Raw genomic sequence first — 25,546 nt, forward strand, 5'->3', positions numbered from 1 at the left:
ATGCCCTGATCAGAGCAGTTTCAGATCGCCTGCCGATTCTTTGCCATCACGGCCAGTCTGCAGCTCGTATCCGATTTTCTGATTGTCGTTCAGACCTTTCAGGCCCGCGCGTTCGACAGCTGAAATATGCACAAAGACATCTTTGCCGCCATTATCAGGCGCAATGAAACCATAGCCTTTGGTTGCGTTGAACCATTTCACGGTGCCAGTCGGCATTCCCGTCTCTCCCTTAGTAACCCCCCAGGCAGCGGAATTGCGTCCCGGGCGTAGCCGCCAGGTCTTCCGGGCCTTTCACGGGTAGAGAAGGCTAGTCAGAAAGTCTGCCGTTACAGGGGCAGGATGCCACGACCGAAACGGAAATCAAGAATTTTGCCGAGGCTTTCTGCGAATTTGCCGCCAAATCGCGGGAAAAGGGCAAAATTCCACTCATTCTTAACGGGAAAGCGGCAGAATTCCTGACCATCTGATCAGAAATTCCGCCGCTTTTACCCGATTCTCAGTTCAGCGCGGGCGGAAGGGACTCAAGCGCCAGCGCGTTCAGGATGGATTCGAATCCCATGCTTTCGGTCCGGGTCTCGCCCAGACGACGCACGGAAACGGTCCGCTCCTCGACCTCTTTCATCCCGACAGCCAGGATAACCGGCACTTTGCCGACCGAATGCTCGCGCACTTTGTAGTTGATCTTCTCGTTGCGCGTATCGGCCTCGGCCCGCACGCCGATCTTTTTCAGCGCCGCGACCACCTCATTCACGTAACCATCCGCATCCGAGACGATCGAAGCCACGACCACCTGGCGCGGGGCCAGCCAGAAGGGCAGCTTGCCCGCATAGTTCTCGATCAGAATGCCGATAAAGCGCTCGAACGAGCCCAGGATCGCGCGGTGCAGCATATAGGGGCGGTGCTTTGCGCCATCCTCGCCGACATATTCCGCATCCAGTCGCTCTGGCAGGTTGGGGTCGACCTGGAAGGTGCCGCATTGCCATTCACGGCCAATCGCATCGGTCAGTTTGAAATCCAGCTTCGGCCCGTAGAAAGCACCGTCGCCCGGGTTGATCTCATAGGGCAGGCCGAGATTCTCAATCGCCGATTGCAGCGCACCCTCGACCTTGTCCCATTGCGCATCGGTGCCGATACGGACCTCGGGGCGGGTGGACAGTTTGATGTCGAATTTCTCAAAGCCCAGATCACGATAGACCGAGGACAAAAGCTGGATGAACGCGCCGCATTCGGATTCGATCTGATCCTCGGTGCAGAAGATATGCGCGTCATCCTGGGTGAAACCGCGCACCCGCATCAGACCATGCATCGAGCCCGACGACTCGTAACGGTGGCACGAGCCGAATTCCGCCAGACGCAGCGGCAGATCGCGGTAAGATTTCAGGCCCTGGTTATAGACCTGAACGTGGCAGGGGCAGTTCATCGGCTTCAGCGCGTTGATGCGCTTTTCCTTGGCGCCCTCTTCGTCCACTTCCACGATGAACATATTCTCGCGGTAGGCTTCCCAATGGCCTGACTTCTCCCACAGCACCCGGTCAACGACCTGGGGCGTGCGGATCTCCTGATAGCCGGCGGCGCGCAGACGACCGCGCATGAAGTCCTCAAGCCCGCGCCAGATCTGCCAGCCGTTGGGGTGCCAGAACACCATGCCCGGTGCCTCTTCCTGCAGGTGGAAGAGGTCCATCTCTTTGCCCAGCTTGCGGTGGTCGCGTTTCGCGGCCTCTTCCAGCATGGTCAGATGCGCCTTGAGATCGTCGCGATTCTTAAAGGCCAGACCGTAGATCCGCTGCAACATCGGGCGCGAAGCATCGCCCAGCCAATAGGCCCCGGCAACATGGGTCAGCTTGAAGGCATCCGCCGGGACCTGGCCCGTATGCTGCAGATGCGGGCCACGGCAAAGATCCTGCCAGTCGCCATGCCAATACATGCGGATGTCTTCATTGCCGGGGATCCGGTCGAGCAACTCAACTTTAAAGGGCTCGCCGCGCTCTTCATAATAGGCGCGTGCCCGGGCGCGGTCCCAGACTTCGGTGCGAATCGGGTCACGGGCGTTGATGATCTGCTTCATCCGCGCCTCGATCTGCCCCAGGTCCTCTGGCGTGAAGGGCTCTGCGCGGTCGAAATCGTAGAACCAGCCCTGATCGCGGACCGGGCCAATGGTGACCTTCACATCCGGCCAGATCTCCTGGACGGCGCGCGCCATGATATGGGCGAGGTCGTGGCGGATCAGCTCAAGCGCCGGTGCCTCATCCTTCATCGTATTGATCGAAAGAGTGGCATCCGCGTGGATCGGCCAGGCCAGATCCCAGTGCTGGCCGTTGACCTGCGCCGAAATTGCCGCTTTGGCCAGTGAAGGCGCGATTGATGCGGCCACTTCGGCTGCGGTTACGCCAGCCTCATAGCTGCGGATATTGCCATCGGGAAATGTAAGGGAAATCTGGGCCATCGGCCTTGCTCCTCGTCGGTCTGGCGCCCACGGAACGCCCGGTTGCTCGGTTGATATGATGCGCTTCTCTTGCGCCGGGTTTCGCGCAAGGTCAAGCGCCAGCGCAATTTTAAGCCGCAGGTCTGCCATCTCCTGACGACATCGCCAGCGGCGCGGAAACCGCAGCGGTTTCCGTCACGATTTCTTCGAAGAAATCGTGTGGCGCGCCCTTGGGGTGGCGGCGCGACCTGGCCTCTGCTAGCCTTCAGCCGGCGCATCAGACGCCCGAAAAGGAGCAGCCATGACCAGTTTCCTCACCTCGCCCCAGGGGCGCCGCCTGGCATATGTTAAGCGCGAAGGCGCGGGGCCGACCGTGGTTTTCCTCGGCGGTTTCAAATCCGATATGCAGGGATCAAAAGCTCTGTTCCTTGAGGAATGGGCAAAGGCCCAGGGGCGTGCCTTCCTGCGACTGGATTACTCCGGTCACGGTCAGTCTTCGGGCGAATTTGAGGATGGCTGCATCGGCGACTGGGCCGATGATGCCGCCGCGGTAATTGAGGCACGAACCAGCGGCCCCCTGATCCTTGTTGGCTCTTCCATGGGGGGCTGGATTTCGCTTTTGCTGACGCGCAGGCTGGCAGGCCGGATCAGCGGGCTGGTCGGCATCGCCGCCGCCCCCGATTTCACCACCCGCACCTGGGACGAAGAGCTGACCGACGCGCAGCGCGATCACGTCACCCTGTACGGCCGGATCGAGATCCCCTCGGATTACGCCGATCATCCCTATATCTTCACCCGCAAGCTGTTTGAGGATGGCGCAAGACAGCGTGTGCTTGACCGCCCCCTGCCCCTGCCCTTCCCGGTGCGCCTGCTGCAAGGCAGCGCAGACACAGACGTGCCCCCCTCAGTGGCGCTGGCGCTTAGCGAACATGCCGATTGTGACGACCTGCGGCTGACGCTGGTGAAGGGGGCCGATCACCGTTTCTCCACCCCCGACTGCCTGCAGCTGATCGCCACCAGCATCGCAGAGGTCACCTCCAGAGGCGGCGCGCGTTGATGCGCCGCCTGTTGCGCGGGTTTGGGATACTCGCAGCGCTGCTGGTTGCGACCTGGTTTCTGGCGCCCCGTGAAGCGATGGACCGCACGATCCGTTTTGACGCATCAGCATTGGGGGACGACCCGGAAATCTGGCTGCAGGTCAGCGAGCAGCAATATACCGATATCCGCCCCGGCGCGGTCAAACGCATCCTCTGGGCAGGCGAGCGCGGGCGCAAGACCCCGCTTTCCATCGTCTATGTCCACGGCTTCACCGCCTCGGCGGAAGAAATCCGCCCGGTCCCCGATGAGGTCGCCCGCGCCCTTGGTGCCAATCTTTTCTATACCCGGCTTAGCGGTCAGGGCCGCTCTGGCGAGGCGATGGCGGACACGCCCGCCGGAGACTGGATCCAGGACATGGCCGAGGCAATGGCGATTGGCCGTATGCTGGGGGATCGGGTGATCGTGATCGGCACCTCGATGGGCGGGGCGCTGACCGCGCTCAGTGCAACTGACCCGCAGCTGTCGCGCGGCATGGCAGGGGTGGTGCTGATCTCGCCTGCCTTCTCGCTGCAGGGCGTGGCCGCCCTTATGATGGATGCGCCCTTCCCCAGGCTTTGGGCGCCGCTTTTGCTGGGCCGCACCCAGACCAGCCCGGCGGTAAACCAGGGCCATAGCAAATTCTGGGCGACCAGCTGGCCGACTGCCGCGCTTTACCCACTGGCTGCGCTGATGCGTGAGGCACGGGCTGCGGATTACACCGCCGCGAAGATGCCGCTTCTGGTGTTTTACGCCCCCGCCGATCAGATCATCGATCCCACCGCCATCGCCCCGGTCATTGCCTCATGGGGCGGCGCGGTTGAGGTGCGCGAGCGGGTGATGCAGGCAGGCGATGACCCCTATGCCCATGTGATTGCAGGAGATATCTTCTCTCCTGGCCAGACCGAGGCTGTCTCGGATCTGATCATCACCTGGGCAAAGGGGCTGTAAGAGCCAAAGTCTTGCAGGCAGGCGCCCGCCTTGTCGTCAGCCTGCCCCGCCCTCAGCCCGCCTTGTCCTTAACCCGCCTTTGCCTCAGCCCGCCTTGTCGTCAGCCTGCCTTTGCCTCAGCCTGCCTTGTCTTGCGTCTGCGCGACCACCGAAGGGCGGATCGGCGTCACTGTGCGGGCGCGTTTGCGGTCTGGGCGCGGCGGTGCGGCATGTGCGTCGATGAAATCCAGCACCAGCGGGCGGATATTCAGCCGCCAGGACTTGCCTGCAAAGATACCGTAATGGCCTGCGCCAGGCTCCAGGTGCTGCGCCTTCAGCCGATCCGGCAGCCCGGTCAGCAGGTCCAGCGCCGCAAGGCATTGGCCGGGCGCGGAGATATCATCCTTCTCGCCCTCGACAATTTTCACCGCCACCCGGGTAATCGCGCCGATATCCACATGCTTGCCGCGCAAGGTAAAGGCGTTGCGGGCAATCTCGCGGTTCTTGAAAATTCGCTCGACGGTTGAAAGATAGAACTCGGCCGTCATATCCATAACCGCCAGATATTCATCATAAAAACGGTTGTGCCCGTCCTGATCCGAGGCCTCGCCCTGCGCCTCGCGCATGATCTGGTCGGAAAACGCTTTGGAGTGGCGCTCGGCATTCATCGAGATGAAGCCCGCCAGCTGCAAAAGACCCGGATAGACCTGCCGCCCCGCGCCTTTGTATTTAAAGCCGACGCGCTGGATCATCAGCTCTTCCAGCTGGCCCATGGTGACACGGTTGCCGAAATCGGTGACCTCAGTCGGGGCGGCATCGGGGTCGACCGGGCCGCCCATCAGCGTCAGGCTGCGCGGCTGGGCATCGGGGTCTTCCTGCGCCAGCCAGGCGGTGGCGGCCAGAACCAGCGGCACCGGCTGACAGACGGCGATCACATGGGTGTCGGGGCCCAGCTCTTTCAGGAACTCGGCCACATAAAGCGTGTAATCCTCGACGTCGAAGGCCCCCGCCGAGACCGGAATATCCCGCGCATTGTGCCAGTCGGTCACCCAGATATCGGCATCGGGCAGCAAAGAGGCCACGGTCGAGCGCATCAGCGTCGCATAATGGCCCGACATCGGCGCCACGATCAGGATGCGCCGCGCCATAGGCTCGCGCCGGCGGACCGAGAATTGCACCAGATCGCCGAAGGGCCGCGCCAGGGTAATCTTCTCATCGACCAGGTGATCCTGGCCATCGGGGCCAACCACGGTGCGAATGCCCCAGTCGGGTTTTGCCACCATGCGTGCAAAGCTGCGCTCTGTAACCTTGCCCCAGGCGGCCATCATCGGCAGCATCGGATTCATCGACAATGCAAAGATCGGATAGCTGGCAAGGGCCTGAACAGAGGCTCCCATCCACTCATTCGTGTTACGGACGCTTTCCATCAGATCGTAGGTGGCCATATACTTCACATTACGTCTCCATACACACGAGGGACAAACCGGGGCCATAGCCGCAGAAAGGCGCCCATCAGCGGCGACCGGACCGGGCCTCAGGACAGAACCTTGTGGCGGGGCAGGAGTCGTTATGCTGCGCAGCAGCAATTTTAGGGGGGAAATTTTCTTATGACAACTGCCGAAAAAAAAGAAGAAACGGATAGTGTCGCACGGATGGAACGGCTGAATGCCAATCTGGCCCGCATTGACGCCCTCTCCCAGCGTCTGACGGCGGCGGTCTCGGCGCGTCGTTCGCATGATCCGGCGCTGGATGGCCCGGCCTCGGATATCTATGTCAAGGCGGCGGCGGCCTGGATTGCCTCGATGATGCGCGATCCGGGCAAGATGCTGGAGCAGCAGATCGGCTATTGGGGCAAGACGCTGAAACATTATGTCGAGGCAAATCAGGCCCTTGCCAAAGGCGAGTTCCGTGCCCCCGCCGATCCCGGCCCCAAAGACCGCCGCTTTGCCAATCCGCTTTGGGAAACGCATCCCTTTTTCAACTATCTCAAGCAACAGTATCAGCTGAATGCCGCCGCAATCACCGGCGCGATTGGCGAAAGCGATGTTCTCAGCCCCGAGGATCGCCGCCGCGTCGATTATTTTACGAAACAAATTGTCGACATGTTCTCGCCGACGAATTTCTTCGGCACCAATCCCGATGCGCTGGAACGTGCGGTTGAGACCGATGGCGAAAGCCTTGTGCAGGGGCTTGAGAATCTGGTCCGCGATATCGAGGCCAATCAGGGCGAGCTGCTGGTGACCCTGGCCGATAAGGATGCCTTTACCGTCGGCGGCAATATCGCCACGGCCGAGGGCTCGGTCGTCTATCGCAACAAGATGTTCGAGCTGATCCAATACGCACCCACCACCGACAAAGTGCATAAGGTGCCGCTGCTGATCTTCCCGCCCTGGATCAACAAATTCTACATCATGGATCTGAAGCCGCAGAACTCGCTGATCCGCTGGATCGTCGATCAGGGCTTCACGCTGTTCGTGGTGTCATGGGTGAACCCCGATGCCTCTTATGCCGATGTCAGCCTCGATGATTACATCCGCGACGGCTATCTGCGGGCGATGGCCGAGGTGCGTCGCATCACCGGCGAAAAGCAGATCAACGCGGTCGGCTATTGCATCGCGGGCACCACGCTGGCGCTGACGCTGGCGCATCTGCAAAAGGCGGGTGACAAGACGGTCAGGACCGCCACCTTCTTCACCACGCTGACCGATTTCTCGGACCCGGGCGAAGTGGGGGTGTTCCTCGACAATGACTTCGTCGACGGGATCGAGCGGCAGTCGGCCCAGGACGGTATTCTCTCAAGCGTCTTCATGCAGCGCACCTTCAGCTTCCTGCGCTCGAATGACCTGATTTATACCCCGGCGATCAAAAGCTATATGATGGGCGAGGCCCCGCCCGCCTTTGACCTGCTGTTCTGGAATGGCGACGCCACCAACCTGCCCGCAAAGATGGCGGTCGACTATCTGCGCGGCCTGTGCCAGCAGGACGGTTTCGCCCAGGGCGCATTCGAGGTCTTCGGTGAGAAGGTCAATCTGGGCCAGGTGCAGGTGCCGCTTTGCGCCATCGCCTGCGAGACCGATCACATCGCGCATTGGAAGGGCAGCTTTAACGGCATCAAGCAGATGGGGTCGAAGGACAAGACCTTCATCCTCTCAGAATCGGGCCATATCGCCGGGATCATCAACCCGCCCTCAAAGCGGAAATACGGCCACTGGACCAGCGAGGCCCCGGTTGAGGGCAGCCCCGAGGCCTGGCTTGCAGGCGCGCAAAAGACCCCGGGCAGCTGGTGGCCCCGCTGGGGCGAATGGCTGGCGGCATCCTCTGGCGCGAAGGTAAAGGCACGCGCCCCGGGCGGGCCGGAAAACCCGGTCCTGGCCCCTGCCCCCGGCCGCTATGTCACCGCAAAACCCGGGGATGAAGAGAACGGCTGACGCGCGTCAGAGTGATTCTGACTGGCAGCTTCTGATTTGCAGGCCGGTAAGCCCCCGGCCTGTGCTTTTGGCGGGCAGAACACCCATCCGGCCGCTGCCGGAACGCCTGCCCAGGCCTGCGCTTTCGCCCCCAGGCCGCCAGATCCTGCGCCGAAAGCATCAGGCGCCCTGACCGGGCAAAGCTGAATTATCGTGCAAACTCAGCCGACTGCAAAAACAGCACCCGATCACCGCCGCCAGCACGGCCCCCGCCCTTTCTCCATTGGCGCAGGCTGATGCTGCATTGCAGAATAAATCTTGAAATGCTGCATTGCAGCATGTATATAATTGCACAGGAAACGGGCGATTACGCAACCAGATGCCCGCATCAGGAGAATTGCAATGACCAAGACCACCGATTTCACCAAAGTATTCCAGGACGTTCTGGCTTCCTTCCCGGTTGACGCCTCGGCTTTCCAGAACGCATTCAAAACCCAGGCCGCTTTCGGCGAGAAATTCTCGAAAGTCGCGCTTGAGGCCGCTGAAAAATCGACCGAGATCTCGGCTGCATGGGCCAAAGAGACCTTCTCGCGTCTGGGCGACATCTCGAAAGCCAAGACCGAGCCTGCAGATTACAGCAAGGCCGTGACCGATTTCGCCTCAAAAACCGCAGAGCTGGCCGCAGAAAACCTGGCCGCCTTCGCCGAAGTTGCGAAAAAAGTGCAGGTCGAAACCGTCGAGCTGCTGCTGGCCGCTGGCAAAGAAGCCCAGGAAGACGCAACCACCGCTGTGAAAAAAGCCACCTCTGAGGTGCAGGCTGCTGCCAAGAAAGCCACCGCTGCAAAATAAGCGGCGAAGGGCGGCTCTGGCCGGTGCCATGGCGATCGGTATCAGGCCAGTTTCCCATGACGGCGAACAGGTGAAAGAGCGGGCTCGGTCGAGCCCGCTCTTGCTTTTTGATCATACGCGCCGCTAAGCTTCTCTGCAGGCGCAAACGGTTCTGCATTCTCCGGTCTGCATTTCCCCGGGCAAAGGGCCAGAAAAGCCGCCAAAAACTCTGGGAGGAGAGAGGGCATCATGTCCAATACCGACAAGCCGCTGCTGATCAAGCGCTATGCCAGCCGCCGCCTCTACAATACCGAGACCTCGGATTACGTGACGCTGGAAGATATCGCGGCGCTGATCCGCAAGGGCCGCGAGGTGCAGATCATTGACCTCAAAAGCGGTGATGACCTGACGCGCCAGTATCTGCTGCAGATCGTGGCCGATCATGAAGCCAAGGGCGAGAATGTGCTGCCGGTGAATGTGCTGACAGACCTTGTGCGCAGCTATACGACCGGGATGCAGGCGGTGATGCCGCAATTCCTGGCCTCTTCCTTTGAGATGTTGCGCAACAGCCAGTCGAAAATGGTCGAGAACCTGTCCAGCTTTCCCAACCCCATGGCCTCGATGCCGGGGTTTGAGGCCATGCGAAAACAGCAGGAGGCCTTTTTGAAATCAATGATGGGCGGCATGCCGGGCTGGCCGGGTGCCACCTCCAGCCCCGCCCCCGAGACCGAAGAGGAAAAAGACGAAGATCTCGCAGAGATCCGCAAACAGCTGGCCGAATTGCAGGCAAAGCTGTCAAAGCTGTGATCTGATCGGAAAGGATCCGGGGGATCATGGCGGAAAGCGAAGGCCGCATCACGCTTTGGGGGATCGAGGTGTTCCTCGCGGCCGCCGAAGAGGGCGCGATCTCATCTGCAGCACGCAGGCTGGGCGTCAGCCCCTCGGCGGTCAGCCAGCAGCTGACCGGGCTTGAGGCGGCGCTCGGCACGATACTGCTGGACAGGGGCGCAAGGCCGGTGCGGATGACACCTGCGGGCGCGATGTTTCGCCGCCATGCCCAGACCATGCTGAATGCGGCGCAGGAAGCACGGGCAGAGCTGGCACGTTCGGATCTGGCGGGGCTGACGACATTGCGCCTCGGGATGATTGAGGATTTTGAGGCCGACGTAACCCCGCGCCTGCTGTCTGCCCTGGCGCAGGAACTGCCGGGGTGCCGCTTTCTGCTGGAAACCGGGCCATCGCATCGCCTGCTGGAAAAGCTTGAGGCGCGGGCGCTGGATATTGTGGTGGCCGCAGATCTGCCAACTGATCGCGCAACCGCCGATGAACGCGAGTCGCACCCCATCCTGCGCGAGCCCTTTCTGGCGATTCACCCTGCAAACGGGACCACAAACACCGCCTCAAACCTGCCGCTGATCCAGTATTCAGCCCGTCACCTGATGGGCCGCCAGATCGCCGCGCATCTCAGCAGTGTCGGCCTTCGCCCTGCAGCCCGGTTTGAGCTGGACAGTTATCACGCGATCCTTGCGATGGTGGCGGCGGGCGAAGGCTGGGCCATCCTGCCCCCCCTTGCGTTGCACCAGGCCTGGCGTTTTCGCGGCGAGGTGGCGGTTGCGCCCCTGCCATTCGAACCGTTGGCGCGCTGCCTGTCACTGGTTGCACGGGCCGGAGTGTTTCGTGACATTCCGGCCCTGATTGCAGCCCGGCTGCGCATCCTTGTACGCGATGAGGTTCAGACCCCTGCGCTGGTAAACTGGCCTTGGCTAAAGGACCAGTTGCTGGTTTTGTAAAAGCCGCTTCAAAAGGCGCACCGCCGAAATCTTGCAAGATTTCGGATCGGTTCCTTGCAAGGAACCGGGTTCAGCCCTTGATCACCTGCACCGCAGCCAAAACGGCCTCTGCGAGATAATCCAGATCCTCACGTGACAGACGAACAGGCAGACGCATGTCACAGGCCCGCATCAGCATCGCGCGTGTCATCGGCAGATCCGGCGTTTCGCCCAGAAACTGCCAGTTCCAGAAGGCCCGCGCATTGCCCTCGGACAGACCAAAGATCTGCACCGGGACACCGCGCTTTTTCGCCTCGGCCTGGAAGGCTCTGGCTTCCTCATCGCTCCAGTCGCCAACCAGACTGAACTGGATCGAATCCGGGGCACGCTGTTCCGGGGCCAGCGCAGCGGGCACTGAAAGCCAGGGGCTGCCATTCAGCTGCCCGGCCACATGATCGTGGTTTGACCGCCCCTTCTCCACCCGATCTGCCAGCATCGGCAACTGCGGCCGGATCACTGCCGCCGAGAGGTTCTGCATCCGCACATTGTACAAAGGCAGCTTGTTCTGCCAATGGCCGAAGCTGTTCTGCAGCCCGCCGTGCTTCTTCCAGTTTTCCTCATAAGCGCCCGACATGATGATCGCGCGGGCGGCCAGCTCGGGGTCATCGGTGATCATCATGCCACCCTCACCCGCATTCACCATCTTGTAAGACTGAAAGCTGAAACAACCCGCGCGGCCGATGGTGCCCAGCTTCTTACCGTGCCAAAGCGTGCCAAGGCTATGGGCCGCATCCTCGATCACCGGGATGCCGGCCTCATCGGCAAGCGCGCAGATTGCGTCCATATCAGAGGTATGGCCGCGCATATGGCTGATCAGCACCGCGTCTGCATCTGGCAGTTTCGCTTTGAAATCAGCGATATCGATGCGCATATCCTGGCCCACCTCGACCAGAACCGGCACGCATTCGGCATGGACCACCGCCGAGGGCACGGCTGCAAAGGTAAAGGCCGGGATCAGCACTTTCGCGCCCGGTTTCAGATCCAGCGCCTTCATCGTCAGGAACAGCGCCGCCGAACAGGACGACACCGCCAGCGCATATTTTGCGCCCAACAGTTCAGCGAATTCGGCTTCCAGCAGGGCAACAGGCGCGTCTTTCGGCGCGTTATAGCGGAAGAGGTCGGCGGATTGCAGCAGCTCTTCGATCGCCTGGCGGGCGGCAGCCGGAATAGGCTCTGCCTCATGCAGGTCGGGGGCGCGGCGCGGCGCCCCGGAGGTTGCATCATCCATCACCTGGTTCTGACCGTCGGGCGCCATATTCAGCTTTCCTGAAAACTCTATTCAGGATCCATTTAAGCCTGCAGCCGACGACATTCCAGTGACGAATTTTCAACAGGCCGGTTCTTGCCAGGACATTTGCGCCGTCAGCCGGGGCAGAAAGAGAATATCCTCCCCGACGACAGGGGGCTCAGCCCCGGCCTCTGCCACTCTCTCTGGCCGCCAGCCGATCCAGAACCACGGCGATCTCATGCCAGGCGCTGAACGCCATCGAGCGGGGAACGAAAAGCGTGAACCCGGCCTCATCCCTGCGCCAGACAATCGCGTTGATATGGTTCAGGGCCGTGCGCGCCACCCGGCCCAGCGGGAAGGCCCGCAGCCGCAGATCCAGCGGCACCAGCCTGGACAAGGCGGCCTCAGCGCCCTCCTCACCGCGCCCCGCAAGCCGCAGCCCGGCCCATGCCCCGCTTTGATCGGTGACAGCGACCTGTGCTGACAGACCCGCAGGCGGGGCCATGCCCAGTAAAAACGCCTGCTCGCGCCCGGTCCAGATCAGCGAAACATCGCCTTCTGTGACGCTTTCGCCGGGCGCAGGGAAGCGCAGCCCCGGCAGGCCGAGCGCCGGGCCAGGATCTGCGCCCGGATAAAGCGCCAGCGACCAGATGGACCTGGGTGCCACCATGCTGAGCGTCAGGCCCGCGCGGGTCAGCGGGGCCTGGCCCTCAAGCGGGGATTTTGCGATCAGTTCAGCCACGCATCCGCCCTCCGTCAGGGTCGAAGAACACCGGATGGGTGACTTCGCATTCCACATCAATGCCGCGCAGGTGATCCACGAGGCGGATCTTTTCGCCATATCGCGCCCGGCCATTTTGCAAAAAGCCAAGGCCCAGCCACAGATCCAGCACCGGCGACCAGCAGACCGAGGTCACATGGCCCTGATCATTCACCCGCTCGACCGCATCGGCGGGGCGGAACAGATGGGCCCCGGCGCTGATCTCTGCCATCGCCTTCAGCCCGACCAGCTGTTCGCGCGCAGGCCCATGCAGGCCGGGGCGGCGGCTGGCGGCACGACCGATGCAATCCTTTTTGGTGCTGACCATAGCGCCCAGGCCCAGATCATCGGCGCTGGCGCGGCCATCCAGCTCGGCATGGGTCAAAAAGCCCTTCTCGATGCGCAGAACATTCAGCGCCTCAACACCGTAGGGGCCGCCGCCCATCGTCTCGGCCCGGGCCAACAGGTCGCGGAACAGCGCCTCGCCATAATCGACGGGGACAGCGATCTCATAGCCCTCTTCGCCGGAAAATGAGATGCGAAACAGCCGCGCCTGCACACCGCCAATGGCCGTTTGCACGACCCCCATGAAGGGCAGATCGCCCAAAGGCGCATCCAGCATGGTGTCGATCAGCGCCCGCGCCTTTGGCCCGGCGACCGCGAATTGCGCGAAGCCTTCGGTGACGGAGATCACCCGCACCTTCCAATCGGCGCAGAACGCCTGATGGACGAAATCGAGATGGCGCATCACCTGGCCTGCGGCGGCGGTGGTGGTGGTCAGCAGATAGTGATCCTGGCCCAGCCGCGCGGCGGTGCCATCGTCCATCACCAGACCATCCTCGCGCAGCATCAGCCCGTAGCGCACCTTGCCAGGCGCCAGGGTGCTGATTGTATTGGCATAAACCAGATCGAGGAAACGCCCGGCATCCGGCCCCTGCACGTCGATCTTGCCCAGCGTCGAGACATCACAGACCCCGACCGCATTGCGCACCATCAGAACCTCGCGGTCGCAGGCCTCGCGCCAGGTGGTCTCGCCGGGTTTGGGGAAATAGGCGGGGCGATACCACAGACCCGCCTCGATCATCGGTGCCAGCCGATCGCGTGAGGCCTGGTCCGAGGTCATGAACCGCTCGGGCGCAAAGCCTTTTCCGCGCCCCCCTGCCCCCATCGCGGCGATGGAAACCGGAACGTAAGGCGGGCGGAAGGTGGTGGTTCCCGTTTCCGCAATGCCGCGCCCGGTGGCATCGGCCAGCACCGCCAGCGCCGCCACGTTAGAGTTCTTGCCCTGATCGGGGGCCATGCCCTGGGTGGTGTAGCGCTTCATATGTTCGACGCTGGCGAAGTTTTCGCGGGCCGATTGCTGCACGTCTTTCAGCGTCACATCATTGGCCAGATCCAGCCAGGCCCGCCCCTCGCCCGCCACCGCCCAGATGGCGCGATGGGTATAGGGCGCATCCTCGGCGGCAGGCAGCGCGACCGGGGCCACCTTATGGCCAAGCGCCAGCAGCGCCGCCCCGGCAGCGGCCTTGCCCCCCAAAAGCGCGGCATGGGTGGAAAAATCGCCATTCGCCGCGCCCACCGCCTCAAGGCCCGGCACCGCATCGGCAACCGGAACAAAGGCCGCCAGCTCATCCGACCAGCGCGGCCGGCTGTTCATATGGCAGGTCAGATGCAGCGCCGGATTCCAGCCGCCCGAAACCGCCAGGCAATCGGTCTCGATGTCGAAAACCTCGGCCCCTTTGCGCACAGTGATCGCCCGCAAGGCATGGCGGCCTTTGGTGTCGATCACCTCGGCCCCGCTATGGACCGGGCAATCCTCAACCACAGAGACATCCTGCCGCGGGTCGATGATCGCCGCCACCTGAACGCCCGCCGCCATCAGATCACGCGCGGTCTGGCGGGCCTGATCATTGGCGGCAAACAGCGTCACCCGCTTGCCCGGGGCCACCCCGAAACGGTTCAGATATGTCCGCACTGCCGAGGCCAGCATGATCCCCGGCCGGTCGTTCATCGGGAAGGCGATATGGCGTTCATGCGCGCCCGAGGCCAGCACCGTGCGCCCGGCGACGATGCGCCAGAAACATTCACGCGGCAGGCTGGGGCGCGGGCTGCGATGCAGGCCGACGCGCTCCAGCGCACCATAGGTGCCATTGTCATAGGCGCCCGTCACCGTGGTGCGGGTCATGATGCGCACATTGGGATGGGCGCGCAGCTCTGCCTCGACGCCCGCCAGCCAAAGCGCCGCAGGCTCTGCCCCGATCACGCCGCCATCGCCGATCAGCCGCCCGCCCAGGATCGGCTGTTCCTCTGCCAGGATCACATCCGCGCCTGATCGCGCCGCCACCAGCGCCGCCATCAGCCCGGCAGGCCCCGCGCCGATCACCAGCAGATCGCAATGCGCCCAGGCCTTTTCATAGACGCCCTCATCATGCACCTGCGCCAGGCTGCCAAGCCCTGCCGCGCGGCGGATCAGCGGCTCATAAAGCCCTTCCCAGAAATGGCGCGGCCACATGAAGGTTTTGTAGTAGAACCCGGCGCTGAGAAAGCGCGAGAAAAGGTCATTCACCGCCAGAAGATCATGGCGCAGACTGCCGATGCGGTTCTGGCTGCGGGTGTCCAGCCCCTCAAATATCTCTTGCATCGTGGCGCGGGTATTGGGGGTGCGGATGGTTTTTCCCAGCACCTCAACCAGGGCATTCGGCTCTTCTGATCCGGCGCTCAGCACGCCCCGCGGGCGGTGATATTTGAACGAGCGGCCCATCAGCCGCACCCCATTGGCCAAAAGCGCCGAGGCCAGCGTATCCCCCCTGAAGCCGCTGTAGTCACGCCCGTCAAAGCGGAATTTGACCTCACGCGTGCGGTCGATGATGCCTTTGCCCTCAATCCTCATGCCGCGCCCCCCTTGCGGTTTGCGACCAGCTCGACCCCGGTGATCTCATGGGTGATCGTATTGCGCGAGACCAGAAGCCAGGCGGCGCAGCCCTGCTCGTGATACCACAGATCGCGCGTCGGCCCAGCGGGGTTGTCGCGCAGATGCAGGTAGCTGTCCCAGGCCTCAGAGAGCGCATCGGGGGGCGCATCCCGGGGCGCATCGGGGGCGGGACGGTGCAGATAATCCTCTGCCCCGAGATATGTGAATTCGCGGCGGTCACGCGGGCCGCAAAGTGGGCAGGTCAGTCTCATGGCTGGTCTCCGCCAGTGGTCAGGCTGCGGGCGATGGTCGGGCTGACAGGGACAGTCGCGCTGAGGCCTGGCCCGATCACGCAAAACAGAAGGGGGGAACGCATCATATCCCTCAATGCAGATTGTGCTGGCTGCCGGAGCCTTCCTCATCAATGAGGTGCCCCGTCGCAAATCGGTTCAGGCGGAAGCGGCGGGCGACCTCATGGCTTTCGCCGGTGGCCATCAGATGCGCCATGCACCAGCCAGAGGCAGGCACCGCCTTGAACCCCCCGTAATTCCAGCCGCAATCAACAAACAGCCCGTCAATATGCGTGCGGTCGATGACCGGAGAGCCGTCGGGCGTCATATCCATGATCCCGCCCCAGGAGCGCAGCACCCGCGCCCGCCCGATCATCGGCATCAGCGTCATGGCGGCCTCCATCACATGCTCGGCCATCGGCAGATTGCCGCGCTGCGCGTAAGAGCTGTGGAAATCCAGGTCACCGCCAAAAACCAGCCCGCCCTTGTCGGACTGGCTGATATAGAAATGCCCCATGCCAAAGCTGATGACATGGTCGATGACGGGCTTCAGCCCCTCGGTCACGAAGGCCTGCAGGATATGGGATTCGATCGGCAGCCGCATCCCCGCCATCGCCGCCACCTGCCCCGAGCGCCCTGCGGTGATGATCGCCACCTTATCGGCGCGGATCACGCCGCGGGTGGTCTGCACACCGCGCACCCGGCCGCCCTCGACATCGATTCCGGTCACTTCGCAATTCTGGATCAGATCGACGCCACGGCGATCGGCGGCCCGGGCATAGCCCCAGGCAACCGCGTCATGGCGGGCGGTGCCGCCCCTTGGGTGCAAAAGGCCGCCATGGACCGGGAAACGGGCCTGGTCATAATCGAGATAGGGCAGCTGCTCGCGCAGGCCCTCGCGGTCCAGCAGCACCGCATCATCGCCCTGGTTGATCATCGCATTGCCGCGCCGCACGAAAGCATCGCGCTGGCCGTCGGAATGGAACAGCCGGATGATGCCGCGCTGGCTGAGCATGACATTGTAGTTCAGCTCTGCCTCAAGCCCTTCCCACAGCTTCAGACTGTGCGAGTAGAATTCGGCATTGCCCGGCAGCATGTAATCGGCCCGCACGATGGTGGTATTGCGCCCGACATTGCCGCCGCCGATATAGCCCTTCTCCAGCACGGCGATATTGGTAAGCCCATGATTTTTCGCCAGATAATAGGCCGTCGACAGCCCATGTCCGCCGCCGCCGATAATCACGGCGTCATAATGCGCTTTGGGCGCCGGATCGCGCCAGACGGGCTTCCATCCGCGATTGCCGCGCAGCCCCTCAAGTAAGACTTTCCAGCCAGAGTAACGCATCGGGCACCTCGGAATTGCTGCCACCATCAGACAGCGAAGTCGGGGGAATTTCAACGGGGCCAGGATGAAGCCCGCCGATACGCGACGATTTGGCCCGACAGGATGACAGGACATCAGGACGCAGGCGGCCGCCCGGCTGACCCGATCACAGCGCCGCCTGTAAGACTTGTCAGCAGACGAAACGCCGGGGCCGGAAAGCCAGTGTCGGGGAACCAGCGAAGGGGAACCAGTGTCGGGGAACCGGGCCCGGAACACCGGAGGTGGAGCATCGGAGTTGGAGCGCCGGAGGTTGAGCGCCGGGGGCCGAACACCAAAGACCGAGCACCGGGAACACCCGGATTTGGCTTAAAGTGATTCGATCTTACAAAGAATTTATCAATGATTAACGGCAGCTTCCTCCCCCGGCAGCCCCCGCTTTCTGTCGTCACCCTTCAAACAATCCCCATTATCGCCCGGTGATCGTTTCGCTGACACCGGAAAGTCAGCCCTGCGACCCCGCATCGCCACAATTCCGTCCAATCAATACGCCAGATTGACCATGGGCACAGACGCCCGGATTCCATCACGCTGACATGCCGCTGGGGTTGCCCCCAACCTGCGGCCCCGAACGCGCGATCTCCGGTCCAGGCCAGCCCGGTAACCAGGGACGAGTTAGATGAAGAGAAATGTGACTAAGGCGCTGGCCAGACGAATGGCCAACAGAATTCATGGTTTTGCCCGCGCTGAAGATGGGCTCATGGCACCCATGATTATCATTTTCTTCTTTCTGATGATCGTGCTTGGCGGCATCGCCGTTGACGTCATGCGCTTTGAGACCAAACGCGTCACGGTGCAAAACACCCTCGACCGCGCCGCGCTTGCGGTGGCGAACATGAACTCGGCGCTGACCATTGATAATGTTTACACCACCAAACAGGCACGCGCCGAGCGTATCGTTGAAGATTACTTCACCAAGGCCGGGGTGATTGAATATCTGAAGTCCGTCCATCTGGACGAGGGCGCGAACTATCGGACCGTGCGCGTCGAGGCAGATGTCACTTCACGCAATATCTTCATGTACCTTGTCGGAACCCCCGAACTGGCGACAGCGACGGGCTCAATTGCGGAACAGCGCATCACCGATATCGAGATCATGCTGGTTCTCGACATTTCCGGCTCGATGGGCGGGAGTAAAATCGCAGCCCTCAAGGTAGCGGCCAATAATTTTATCGACCAGGTCAAAGCCGACGACGATGAAAACCGCATTTCGATCGGCGTCATTCCCTATAATGCCCAGGTCAACCTGGGCGGGGCGCTGGCCTCAAAATACAACCTCACCAACGCGCACGGAATGGCATACTCGAATTGCGTCGAGATCCCGATCGGAACAGAGCTGAACAACATGTTCACATCTCTTGCCCTGTCGCGCACCACTGAGATGCCGCTGATGTCGACTGTGGACCATCAGTCCACCTCCAATACCAGCAATGTGTATGTCCCCTATAGTGATCCTGCCGCACGGCCGGCAGACAGCGCCGCTTATCGCTGGTGCAACCCGACGCCGACCTCTGAAATTACCCTGCCGACCAAAAATGCAAACGAGGCCAAAGCCGGCATCAACGCCATGCGTGCCGAGGGCAATACCTCGATTCTTCTGGGAATGCGGTGGGCAACCGCTTTGTTGGATCCCTCTGCCCGCGGAATCTATGATGAGCTGCGGCAGGATGGCTTTCTGCATGCCGACATGGTGGGGCGCCCTTACAACTATAACAACCCCAATGACGGCGCCGCAGAAGCACTGAAGATCATCGTTCTGATGACCGATGGCGAGCATGTGGCGCATAAGCGCATCAGGGGTACCGACGCGCCGCCAACAGCCAGCAACCCCAATTACAAGACCGGAAATGCGACAATTAGCTTTACCTATTCGAACCTGAGCAATCAGAACGTGGCCACAACCGCCACAATCTGGCGCGCGAACGCCACCTCTGGCGATTTCTCTGTCTTCTTCTCTCACCGGGTGAATGCGGGGAATATCTGCGGCAGCAGACCCTATTACGTTCCCCGCACGGACAAATGGCAAAGCGTGCCTGAAGGCCTTTCCCCCACAACATGCTACGATCCGAACCGCATGTTCTTCCCCGGCGACCCCGTCGTCGTCCAATGGCAGAACCTCTGGAACAATTTCAGAATGGCCTGGGTGGTGCGGCAGCTTATCGCACGTCCGCTGGGCGAGTCGAACACCAATAAGCGCCAGGCGATTTACACCACAGTTGCGGGAATTCTTTTTAATAACAGTGTAAATACTTACGCGACAAATACGGAAATGGACAATCGGCTTGCGTCTAACTGCCGGGCAGCCCGCACTGCAGGCGTGGTTGTATATGGAATCGCTTTCCAGGCTCCGACCAACGGCCGGGCTGCAATCCGTAATTGCGCATCTATTCCTGACACGACCTATTACTTCGATGTGACCGAAACCTCGCGGATCAATGATGCTTTCCGCATGATTGCATCGAACCTGAGTGCGCTGAGGCTGACGCAATGATGATGCGACCATTCTCAGCGATAGGGCGGCGCCTGAAACGGCTTTGGCGCCGCGAGGACGGAACGGCAACCATAGAGTTCTGTTTCGCGATTCCGATCACCCTGCTGATCTTTATGGCCTCGATGGAATCCGGCCTTTACATGGTGCGCAGTGCGCTGCTTGAGCGCGGTCTGGACATGGTCATACGCGAATACAGGCTGGGGCGCCTGGAAAACATGACCTATGAGGATATCCGCAACAGGATCTGCGATTATACGGTCTATGTTGCGAACTGTGACAATAACCTCAAAGTCTGGATCCAGCCGATCAGCACCACGACATGGGCGCTGCCTGCGCGGGGCTCTGTTCGCTGCACCGACCGCAACGAGCCGCTGAACAACCCCGCCATAGCGGGAGCCATCAATCCGACCGGCGCGCAGGATCTGGCGCTTATCCGGGTCTGTGTCCTTGAGGATCCGATCTTTCCGACCACCCATTTCGCAGCAAGGTTGCAACAGGACAGTTCGGGAAAATATGAACTGGCCAGCGCGACGATCGTTGTGACCGAGCCTCGTTGAGGAATACTGTTAATGATTAAATGGTCACGTTACAGAATAAAGCGCTTCGCGGCAGACGAGTCGGGGGTGGTCATGACCGAGTTTCTGCTCGTGCTGCCCCTGCTGATCTGGGCTTTCCTTGCCATGATGGTCTATTGGGACACCTGGCGCACGATCAACGAGTCTCAGAAGGCGGCTTATGTGGTCGCCGACCTTGTCTCGCGCCAAAGCACGGTCAACCTTCCCTTCATCAATGGGATGCAAACCGTGATGGAGGCGCTGATCGGCTATCAGGGCGACATTTCGCTGCGCATCACATCGATCCAGTGGAACGTCGATCCGGATACGAATGAGGGCTCTTATTCGGTGATTTTCTCAAGGTCACCACGTTCGGCCAAACCGGCCCTCACCGCTCAGGATGTCGAGGATCTTGCTTATCTGATCCCCGAGCTGAACCCAAGCGAGACCACCGTGATCGTCGAGACCTGGCTCGATTTCACCCCCGCCGCGAAAGGGACAATCGAACGCGACGGCACTACCAACAATGCAAGCCCCCGCGCCTTTCTGGCGAACATCGGCATCAGCGATCAGACGTTCCGCAATTTCATCGTGACCAAACCACGCGGCTATCGCAGCGTCTGCCTGGCCGAGCAGATATACAACTGCCCCTTCGCGGAAGGGACATGACCGCCAGGCGGATAAGCCTTCAGCCTGCTGCCATGGCTACCTGATGCCTCAGACACGCGCGCCCCGGTCCTTTGGCCCGGGGCCTTTCTATACCCCCGTTTTATACCCCCGTCTTATACTGCGGTCTTAAACCGCCTGTCGTCGCGGCGATTTAACGCCCGCCCCTCAGTGCGGCGGCGAGAGATGCAGGCTTTCCCCGCCCCCGCTCTGCGGTTACTGTGGCCTGACACCGGGGGCGCGCATGCTGCCCGGATTCCGATTTCGCAAATCACGGCCCAGATGACCCGTATTTCGCTATTGCTGTCGTTATCTCTGCTGCTGGGCTGTGCGCCGATGCCTGAAATCGGCCCGCTTCCGGCGGCAAATCAGGCGGCCCCGGCGCTGCTGCCGCTGAATGACGTGCTGGCCCAGGTGCCGGAGGCCAGGCTATCGGCTTCGGGCGGCGAGGCGCTGGCCGCACGTGCCGCAAGGCTGCAAAACCGCGCCCGGCTGATGAAGGGCGCGGTGCATGATCCCGCAACCCGGTCCCGCCTTGCCGCCGCCGTCGCAGCCGGTCGTGCCTGAGCGCAAAAGCCCCCCTGCCCCTGCTATCCCGCCTCAGACAGCCCGATTTCCGGCGCAGGTGCTGCGACCGGGGTCAGACGGCCAGGCTGACATTGCGCCCGCGCACGGGTTCCGCTAACAGCTTTGACGGAACAGATTTCAAGAGGTCTCCCATGTCGCCCATGCCGTCCCAATCCGACCCCCTTCGTCTTGGGATTGCTGGCCTCGGCACTGTCGGTATCGGCGTGGTGAAGATCATCCAGCGCGAGGCGGCTCTGCTCGCTGCCCGCGCTGGCCGGGATGTGGTGGTCACGGCGGTCTCGGCCCGTGACGCCGGCAAAAAGCGCGGTGCCGATCTTTCCGCCTACGCCTGGGAGCTGGACCCGGTCGCCCTTGCGAAACGCGATGATGTCGATGTTTTCATCGAGGTGATGGGCGGCCATGAGGGCGCGGCGAAAGACGCAACCGAGGCCGCGCTGGCGCTTGGAAAACACGTGGTTACCGCGAATAAGGCGCTGCTGGCGCATCACGGCCAGGCGCTGGCCGAACTGGCCGAGAAAAACGGCGCGGCACTGCGGTTCGAGGCCGCCGTCGCCGGTGGCATTCCGGTGATCAAGACCCTGACCGAGGGCCTTGCAGGCAACCGCATCCAGCGCGTCATGGGGGTGATGAACGGCACCTGCAACTATATCCTGACCCGGATGCAATCGGCGGGCCTGCCCTATGAGACCGTCTTCGAAGAGGCGCGTCAGCTGGGCTATCTTGAGGCCGATCCGAACCTTGACGTCGGGGGCATTGACGCGGGCCACAAGCTCTCAATCCTCGCCTCTATCGCCTTTGGCACCCGCGTCAGCTTTGACGCGGTCGAGCTGGAGGGGATCGGCAATGTCTCGATCGACGACATCAACCTGGCCGATGACATGGGCTATCATATCAAGCTGCTGGGTGTCGCGCAGATGACCGGGCGCGGGCTGGAACAGCGGATGACGCCCTGCCTTGTCCCCGCCGAAAGCCCGCTGGGTCAGCTGCAGGGCGGCACCAATATGGTGGTGCTGGAGGGCGACGCGGTCGGCCAGATCGTGATGCGCGGCGCAGGCGCGGGCGAAGGCCCGACCGCAAGCGCGGTGCTGGGTGATGTGATCGATATCGCCCGCGGCTTCCGCCTGCCGGTCTTTGGCATTCCCGCATCGCAGCTGGTGCAGCCGGTTGCCGCGCTTTCGGCGACGCCTGCCCGCTATTACCTGCGCGCGAAACTGCAGGACAAGCCCGGCGCTCTGGCCAAGGTGGCAACCTGCCTGGGCGAGGCCGGGATCTCGATTGACCAGATGCGCCAGATCAACCAGCCCGACACCGATGACGGCGATGCCATCGTGCTGATCGTGACGCATAAGGCCGCGCCCGCCGATATCCAGCACGCGCTGGCGCAATTCGCGGCCACGGGTGTGCTGGTGGAAACCCCGGCTGCGATCCGCATCGAAGAGGTCTGAGGCGCGCGCCCCTCGTTCCGGGCGGCTTTCGGGCCGGGCTTTTGGCTGGCTTTCGGTACAGCTTTTGGGGCGGGCAAGCAAAGCATGTCGCAGTTAGCGCGACCATGCTTGCAGGGCGCGGCACGGACCGCTAAGCCTTTGGCAAATCTTATGCCATCCAAATCTTATGCCATCAGGGAAATCCGCATCATGGCCGATCAGGCGCAGTTTCAGGACCGTTTGCTCTCACTGGGCCTTGCCCGCGTATCCGAAGCGGCGGCCCTGGCCTCGGCCGATCTGATCGGGCGCGGCGATGAGAAAGCCGCCGATCAGGCCGCCGTCAATGCGATGCGCGACCAGCTGAACCTTCTGGATATCAAGGGCGTGGTGGTGATCGGCGAGGGCGAGCGCGACGAGGCGCCCATGCTCTTCATTGGCGAAGAGGTCGGTTCCGGCAATGGGCCAGAGGTCGATATCGCGCTTGACCCGCTGGAAGGCACCACGCTGACCGCCAAAGACATGCCAAATGCGCTGACCGTGATCGCCATGGCACCGCGCGGCACGCTCTTGCATGCGCCCGACGTCTATATGGAAAAACTGGCGGTCGGCCCCGGCTATCGCCCCGGCGTGGTGACGATGGATATGACGCCGTCTGAGCGGATTTCGGCGCTGGCGGCCTCGAAAGGGGTGTCGACCAAGGACATCACCGCCTGCGTGCTGGAGCGCCCGCGCCACGAGGCGCTGATTGAGGAGATCCGCTCGACCGGGGCCTCGATCCGGCTGATCACCGATGGCGATGTGGCAGGCGTCATGCATTGCGCCGAGCCAGAGGTGACGGGCATCGACATCTATATGGGCTCGGGCGGCGCGCCTGAGGGTGTGCTGGCGGCGGCCGCGCTGAAATGCATGGGCGGGCAGTTCTTCGGCAAGCTCCTGTTTCGCAACGAGGATGAGAAGGCGCGGGCGAAGAAGGCCGGGATCACCAATTTCGACCGTGTCTATACCCGCGATGATCTGGTCCGCGCCGATGTGATCTTTGCGGCGACCGGCGTGACCTCGGGTTCGCTTTTGTCGGGGATCAAGCGTGAGCCGGGCTGGGTTACGACCGAGACGATCCTGATGCGGTCGAAAACCGGGTCGGTGCGGCGCATGACCTATCGCAGCCCGCTGCGGTAGGCCTGGGATGGGGGCTCTGCCCCCCTCTCCTTGCAGGAGAGCCCCCCGGGATATTTGTGGACAGATGAATGCCTTGCGTTTCTCCTGACTGCAAAGTGGCGGCAATCAGATTCGGGGGGCAGATTCGGGGATCAGATTTCTGCGACGCAGACCTCTGGTCTGAGCCGCATCACATCGGCCGCCCGGCAAAGCTGCGTGGCATCCGTGGTGACGGCGGCCGCTGCGGCTGCAGCGGCGAGGGCCAGCGCCTCATCGTCGCTTTGCCCGCGTGCCAGTGCGAGGACAAGGCCCGCGACAAAGCTGTCGCCCGCGCCCACCGCTGATCTCACCCTGACTGTCGGTGCATTGGCAAAGATGCGGCGGCTTGCGGTGGCCAGGATATTGCCCTCAGCCCCCCTGGCGATCACCACCTTTTTCGCAACCCCCGCCTGCGCCAGCGATTGCGCATAGTCTGCGGTCGCTATCCGGTCGGGCAGCGCGTGGCCGGTCAGACTTTCGGCCTCTTCGGCGTCCATGCGCAACACCTCCAGCCCGGGGATCGGCTGGCGGACCGCCTCTTCCAGCGGCTTGCCAGAGGTGTCGAGCACCACATGGCAGCCCGGCATCGCCTCGGCCAGCTGCGCAGGAAAGTCCTGGGGCACCCCCGGTGGCTGACTGCCGGAGATCACCGAATAGCCCCCCGGCCGCGACGTGGCCCTTAGCAGGGTGAAGACCCTGTTGCGCTCGGCCTCGGCCCAGACCGGGCCTGGCAGCATGAACCGATACTGCGCCCCGGTCTTTTCCTCGGTCACCGTCAGCGATTGCCGCGTCTCGCCGGGCCCAGGCAGGCTGAGGAAGGTCACCCCGGCCTGCCGGATCAGGCCGGAAAGCCGGTCTCCCGTCAGCCCGCCAATCGCCACCAGTGCCAGACTGTCACCGCCAAGCGCCAGAATCGCCCGGCTGACATTCAGCCCACCGCCGCCCGGATCCAGCATCGGCTCTGAGCAGCGCAGCTTATGTCCGGCCAGCATTTCCGGCACATCGGTCGCCATATCCAGCGCCGGGTTCAGGGTCAGGGTCAGGATCGGGGCGCTCATGGCGGGACCATTTCTGTCGGTTCAGGTGCAGTATATTGCAGGCAGCCCTGCCCTGCAGGCCCGCTTTCCGGAATGTTTGCGCAAACACCGATGGAAGGCAACAGGATGGTGCAGGGATAAGAGGCCTCTGCCCCCGCCTGTTTGTCTATGGCCCCGCACCAGCGACCAGGACCGTGAAAAGCGCTGCAAACCTGCTGGCCGATCCATTCACACTGTTGACCGTCAGGAATATCTATTTATTATTGAGAATAATCCTGCGCCCCGCCGTCCCGTCATCAGGGATCGGCCAGCCAGAAGAAAAAGGCGCAGGACAAAGGGAGACTGGTCGCAATCCGGGAGAGAGAGCGCCAGGGCGGGAAAAAATGCCAATGGGAGAGAGCGTCGATGGGTTTCAAATCAGACATTGAGATAGCGCGAGAGGCGCGGAAGCGTCCGATCCAGGAGATCGGCTCGAAGCTGGGGATCCCGTCCGAGCATTTGCTGCCCTATGGGCATGACAAGGCCAAGGTTG

22 protein-coding genes are annotated in these 25,546 nt (G+C 62.2%); 13 read left to right on the forward strand and 9 right to left on the reverse strand.

The annotated features are described in order from the left end of the window. Window positions 1-9 precede the first annotated feature (9 nt). Complete coding sequence (locus HOY34_RS01910; RefSeq protein WP_172359599.1) at window positions 10-216, reverse strand: cold-shock protein; 207 nt, start codon at window positions 214-216, stop codon at window positions 10-12. 280 nt (window positions 217-496) lie between these two features. After that, window positions 497-2,443 (reverse strand): threonine--tRNA ligase, encoded by a 1,947-nt coding sequence (gene thrS, locus HOY34_RS01915; RefSeq protein ID WP_172359600.1) that lies wholly within the window; start codon window positions 2,441-2,443, stop codon window positions 497-499. Window positions 2,444-2,723: 280 nt separating this feature from the next. Here thrS and HOY34_RS01920 point away from each other — a divergent pair, with 280 nt between their 5' ends. Both HOY34_RS01920 and HOY34_RS01925 read left to right on the forward strand, forming a co-directional pair. Then, window positions 2,724-3,479: an alpha/beta fold hydrolase gene (locus HOY34_RS01920; protein ID WP_172359601.1), complete on the forward strand. Its 756-nt coding sequence runs from the start codon at window positions 2,724-2,726 to the stop codon at window positions 3,477-3,479. Further along, window positions 3,479-4,447 (forward strand): alpha/beta hydrolase, encoded by a 969-nt coding sequence (locus HOY34_RS01925; protein WP_172359602.1) that lies wholly within the window; start codon window positions 3,479-3,481, stop codon window positions 4,445-4,447. Before HOY34_RS01920 ends, HOY34_RS01925 begins: the two co-directional genes overlap by 1 nt. A 116-nt stretch (window positions 4,448-4,563) precedes the next feature. On the opposite strand, the gene phaZ is transcribed toward HOY34_RS01925, so the two are convergent. After that, the gene (gene phaZ / locus HOY34_RS01930) at window positions 4,564-5,880 is read right to left on the reverse strand and encodes a polyhydroxyalkanoate depolymerase (RefSeq protein ID WP_172359603.1); all 1,317 of its coding nucleotides are present in this window, start codon (window positions 5,878-5,880) and stop codon (window positions 4,564-4,566) included. Between the two features lie 153 nt (window positions 5,881-6,033). Between phaZ and phaC the strand changes: the two genes are divergently transcribed. The 4 genes from phaC (at window position 6,034) to HOY34_RS01950 (ending at window position 10,451) form a co-directional block, all read left to right on the forward strand. Further along, on the forward strand, window positions 6,034-7,854 hold the full coding sequence (gene phaC, locus HOY34_RS01935; protein WP_172359604.1) for a class I poly(R)-hydroxyalkanoic acid synthase: 1,821 nt from the start codon (window positions 6,034-6,036) through the stop codon (window positions 7,852-7,854). A gap of 381 nt (window positions 7,855-8,235) precedes the next feature. Next, window positions 8,236-8,682 carry a Phasin gene (locus tag HOY34_RS01940; RefSeq protein WP_172359605.1) on the forward strand — a complete coding sequence of 149 codons (447 nt, stop codon included), beginning with the start codon at window positions 8,236-8,238 and terminating at the stop codon, window positions 8,680-8,682. 228 nt (window positions 8,683-8,910) lie between these two features. Continuing rightward, window positions 8,911-9,468, forward strand: coding sequence for a polyhydroxyalkanoate synthesis repressor PhaR (gene phaR, locus HOY34_RS01945; RefSeq protein ID WP_172359606.1), 558 nt, complete (start codon window positions 8,911-8,913; stop codon window positions 9,466-9,468). A 26-nt stretch (window positions 9,469-9,494) separates the two neighbouring features. Beyond that, a complete protein-coding gene (locus HOY34_RS01950; protein WP_172359607.1) occupies window positions 9,495-10,451 on the forward strand; it encodes a LysR family transcriptional regulator in 957 nt (318 codons plus the stop codon). 70 nt (window positions 10,452-10,521) lie between these two features. Here HOY34_RS01950 and HOY34_RS01955 read toward each other — a convergent pair whose 3' ends face one another. The 5 genes from HOY34_RS01955 to HOY34_RS01975 form a co-directional block, all read right to left on the reverse strand. Continuing rightward, complete coding sequence (locus tag HOY34_RS01955; protein WP_172359664.1) at window positions 10,522-11,718, reverse strand: DegT/DnrJ/EryC1/StrS family aminotransferase; 1,197 nt, start codon at window positions 11,716-11,718, stop codon at window positions 10,522-10,524. A gap of 178 nt (window positions 11,719-11,896) precedes the next feature. Continuing rightward, window positions 11,897-12,460 carry a sarcosine oxidase subunit gamma gene (locus HOY34_RS01960; RefSeq protein WP_366926894.1) on the reverse strand — a complete coding sequence of 188 codons (564 nt, stop codon included), beginning with the start codon at window positions 12,458-12,460 and terminating at the stop codon, window positions 11,897-11,899. After that, the gene (locus tag HOY34_RS01965; protein WP_172359608.1) at window positions 12,453-15,368 is read right to left on the reverse strand and encodes a sarcosine oxidase subunit alpha family protein; all 2,916 of its coding nucleotides are present in this window, start codon (window positions 15,366-15,368) and stop codon (window positions 12,453-12,455) included. The genes HOY34_RS01960 and HOY34_RS01965 overlap by 8 nt, the downstream gene beginning before the upstream one ends. Next, on the reverse strand, window positions 15,365-15,661 hold the full coding sequence (locus tag HOY34_RS01970; protein WP_172359609.1) for a sarcosine oxidase subunit delta: 297 nt from the start codon (window positions 15,659-15,661) through the stop codon (window positions 15,365-15,367). The genes HOY34_RS01965 and HOY34_RS01970 overlap by 4 nt, the downstream gene beginning before the upstream one ends. 112 nt (window positions 15,662-15,773) lie before the next feature. After that, on the reverse strand, window positions 15,774-17,024 hold the full coding sequence (locus HOY34_RS01975; protein ID WP_172359610.1) for a sarcosine oxidase subunit beta family protein: 1,251 nt from the start codon (window positions 17,022-17,024) through the stop codon (window positions 15,774-15,776). A gap of 655 nt (window positions 17,025-17,679) precedes the next feature. On the opposite strand from HOY34_RS01975, the gene HOY34_RS01980 reads away from it, so the two are divergent. From HOY34_RS01980 to glpX, 6 genes are all read left to right on the forward strand, one after another. Next, window positions 17,680-19,551, forward strand: coding sequence for a TadE/TadG family type IV pilus assembly protein (locus tag HOY34_RS01980; RefSeq protein ID WP_172359611.1), 1,872 nt, complete (start codon window positions 17,680-17,682; stop codon window positions 19,549-19,551). After that, window positions 19,548-20,108, forward strand: coding sequence for a TadE/TadG family type IV pilus assembly protein (locus tag HOY34_RS01985; protein WP_172359612.1), 561 nt, complete (start codon window positions 19,548-19,550; stop codon window positions 20,106-20,108). Before HOY34_RS01980 ends, HOY34_RS01985 begins: the two co-directional genes overlap by 4 nt. A 72-nt stretch (window positions 20,109-20,180) precedes the next feature. After that, window positions 20,181-20,774, forward strand: coding sequence for a TadE/TadG family type IV pilus assembly protein (locus HOY34_RS01990; protein ID WP_172359613.1), 594 nt, complete (start codon window positions 20,181-20,183; stop codon window positions 20,772-20,774). Window positions 20,775-21,053: 279 nt separating this feature from the next. Continuing rightward, window positions 21,054-21,338, forward strand: coding sequence for a hypothetical protein (locus tag HOY34_RS01995; RefSeq protein ID WP_172359614.1), 285 nt, complete (start codon window positions 21,054-21,056; stop codon window positions 21,336-21,338). Between the two features lie 152 nt (window positions 21,339-21,490). Next, entirely contained in the window at window positions 21,491-22,804 is a 1,314-nt protein-coding gene (locus tag HOY34_RS02000) for a homoserine dehydrogenase (protein WP_172359615.1), read from the forward strand. Between the two features lie 189 nt (window positions 22,805-22,993). Next, on the forward strand, window positions 22,994-23,959 hold the full coding sequence (gene glpX, locus HOY34_RS02005) for a class II fructose-bisphosphatase (RefSeq protein WP_172359666.1): 966 nt from the start codon (window positions 22,994-22,996) through the stop codon (window positions 23,957-23,959). A 131-nt stretch (window positions 23,960-24,090) separates the two neighbouring features. On the opposite strand, the gene HOY34_RS02010 is transcribed toward glpX, so the two are convergent. After that, the gene (locus HOY34_RS02010; protein ID WP_172359616.1) at window positions 24,091-25,035 is read right to left on the reverse strand and encodes a 1-phosphofructokinase family hexose kinase; all 945 of its coding nucleotides are present in this window, start codon (window positions 25,033-25,035) and stop codon (window positions 24,091-24,093) included. Window positions 25,036-25,419: 384 nt separating this feature from the next. On the opposite strand from HOY34_RS02010, the gene HOY34_RS02015 reads away from it, so the two are divergent. Beyond that, window positions 25,420-25,546 (forward strand): formate--tetrahydrofolate ligase (locus HOY34_RS02015; protein ID WP_172359617.1); only part of this gene is annotated, 127 nt, incomplete at its 3' end.

The organism is Pseudogemmobacter hezensis, assembly GCF_013155295.1.
GTDB classification, from domain to species: Bacteria; Pseudomonadota; Alphaproteobacteria; order Rhodobacterales; family Rhodobacteraceae; genus Pseudogemmobacter; species Pseudogemmobacter hezensis.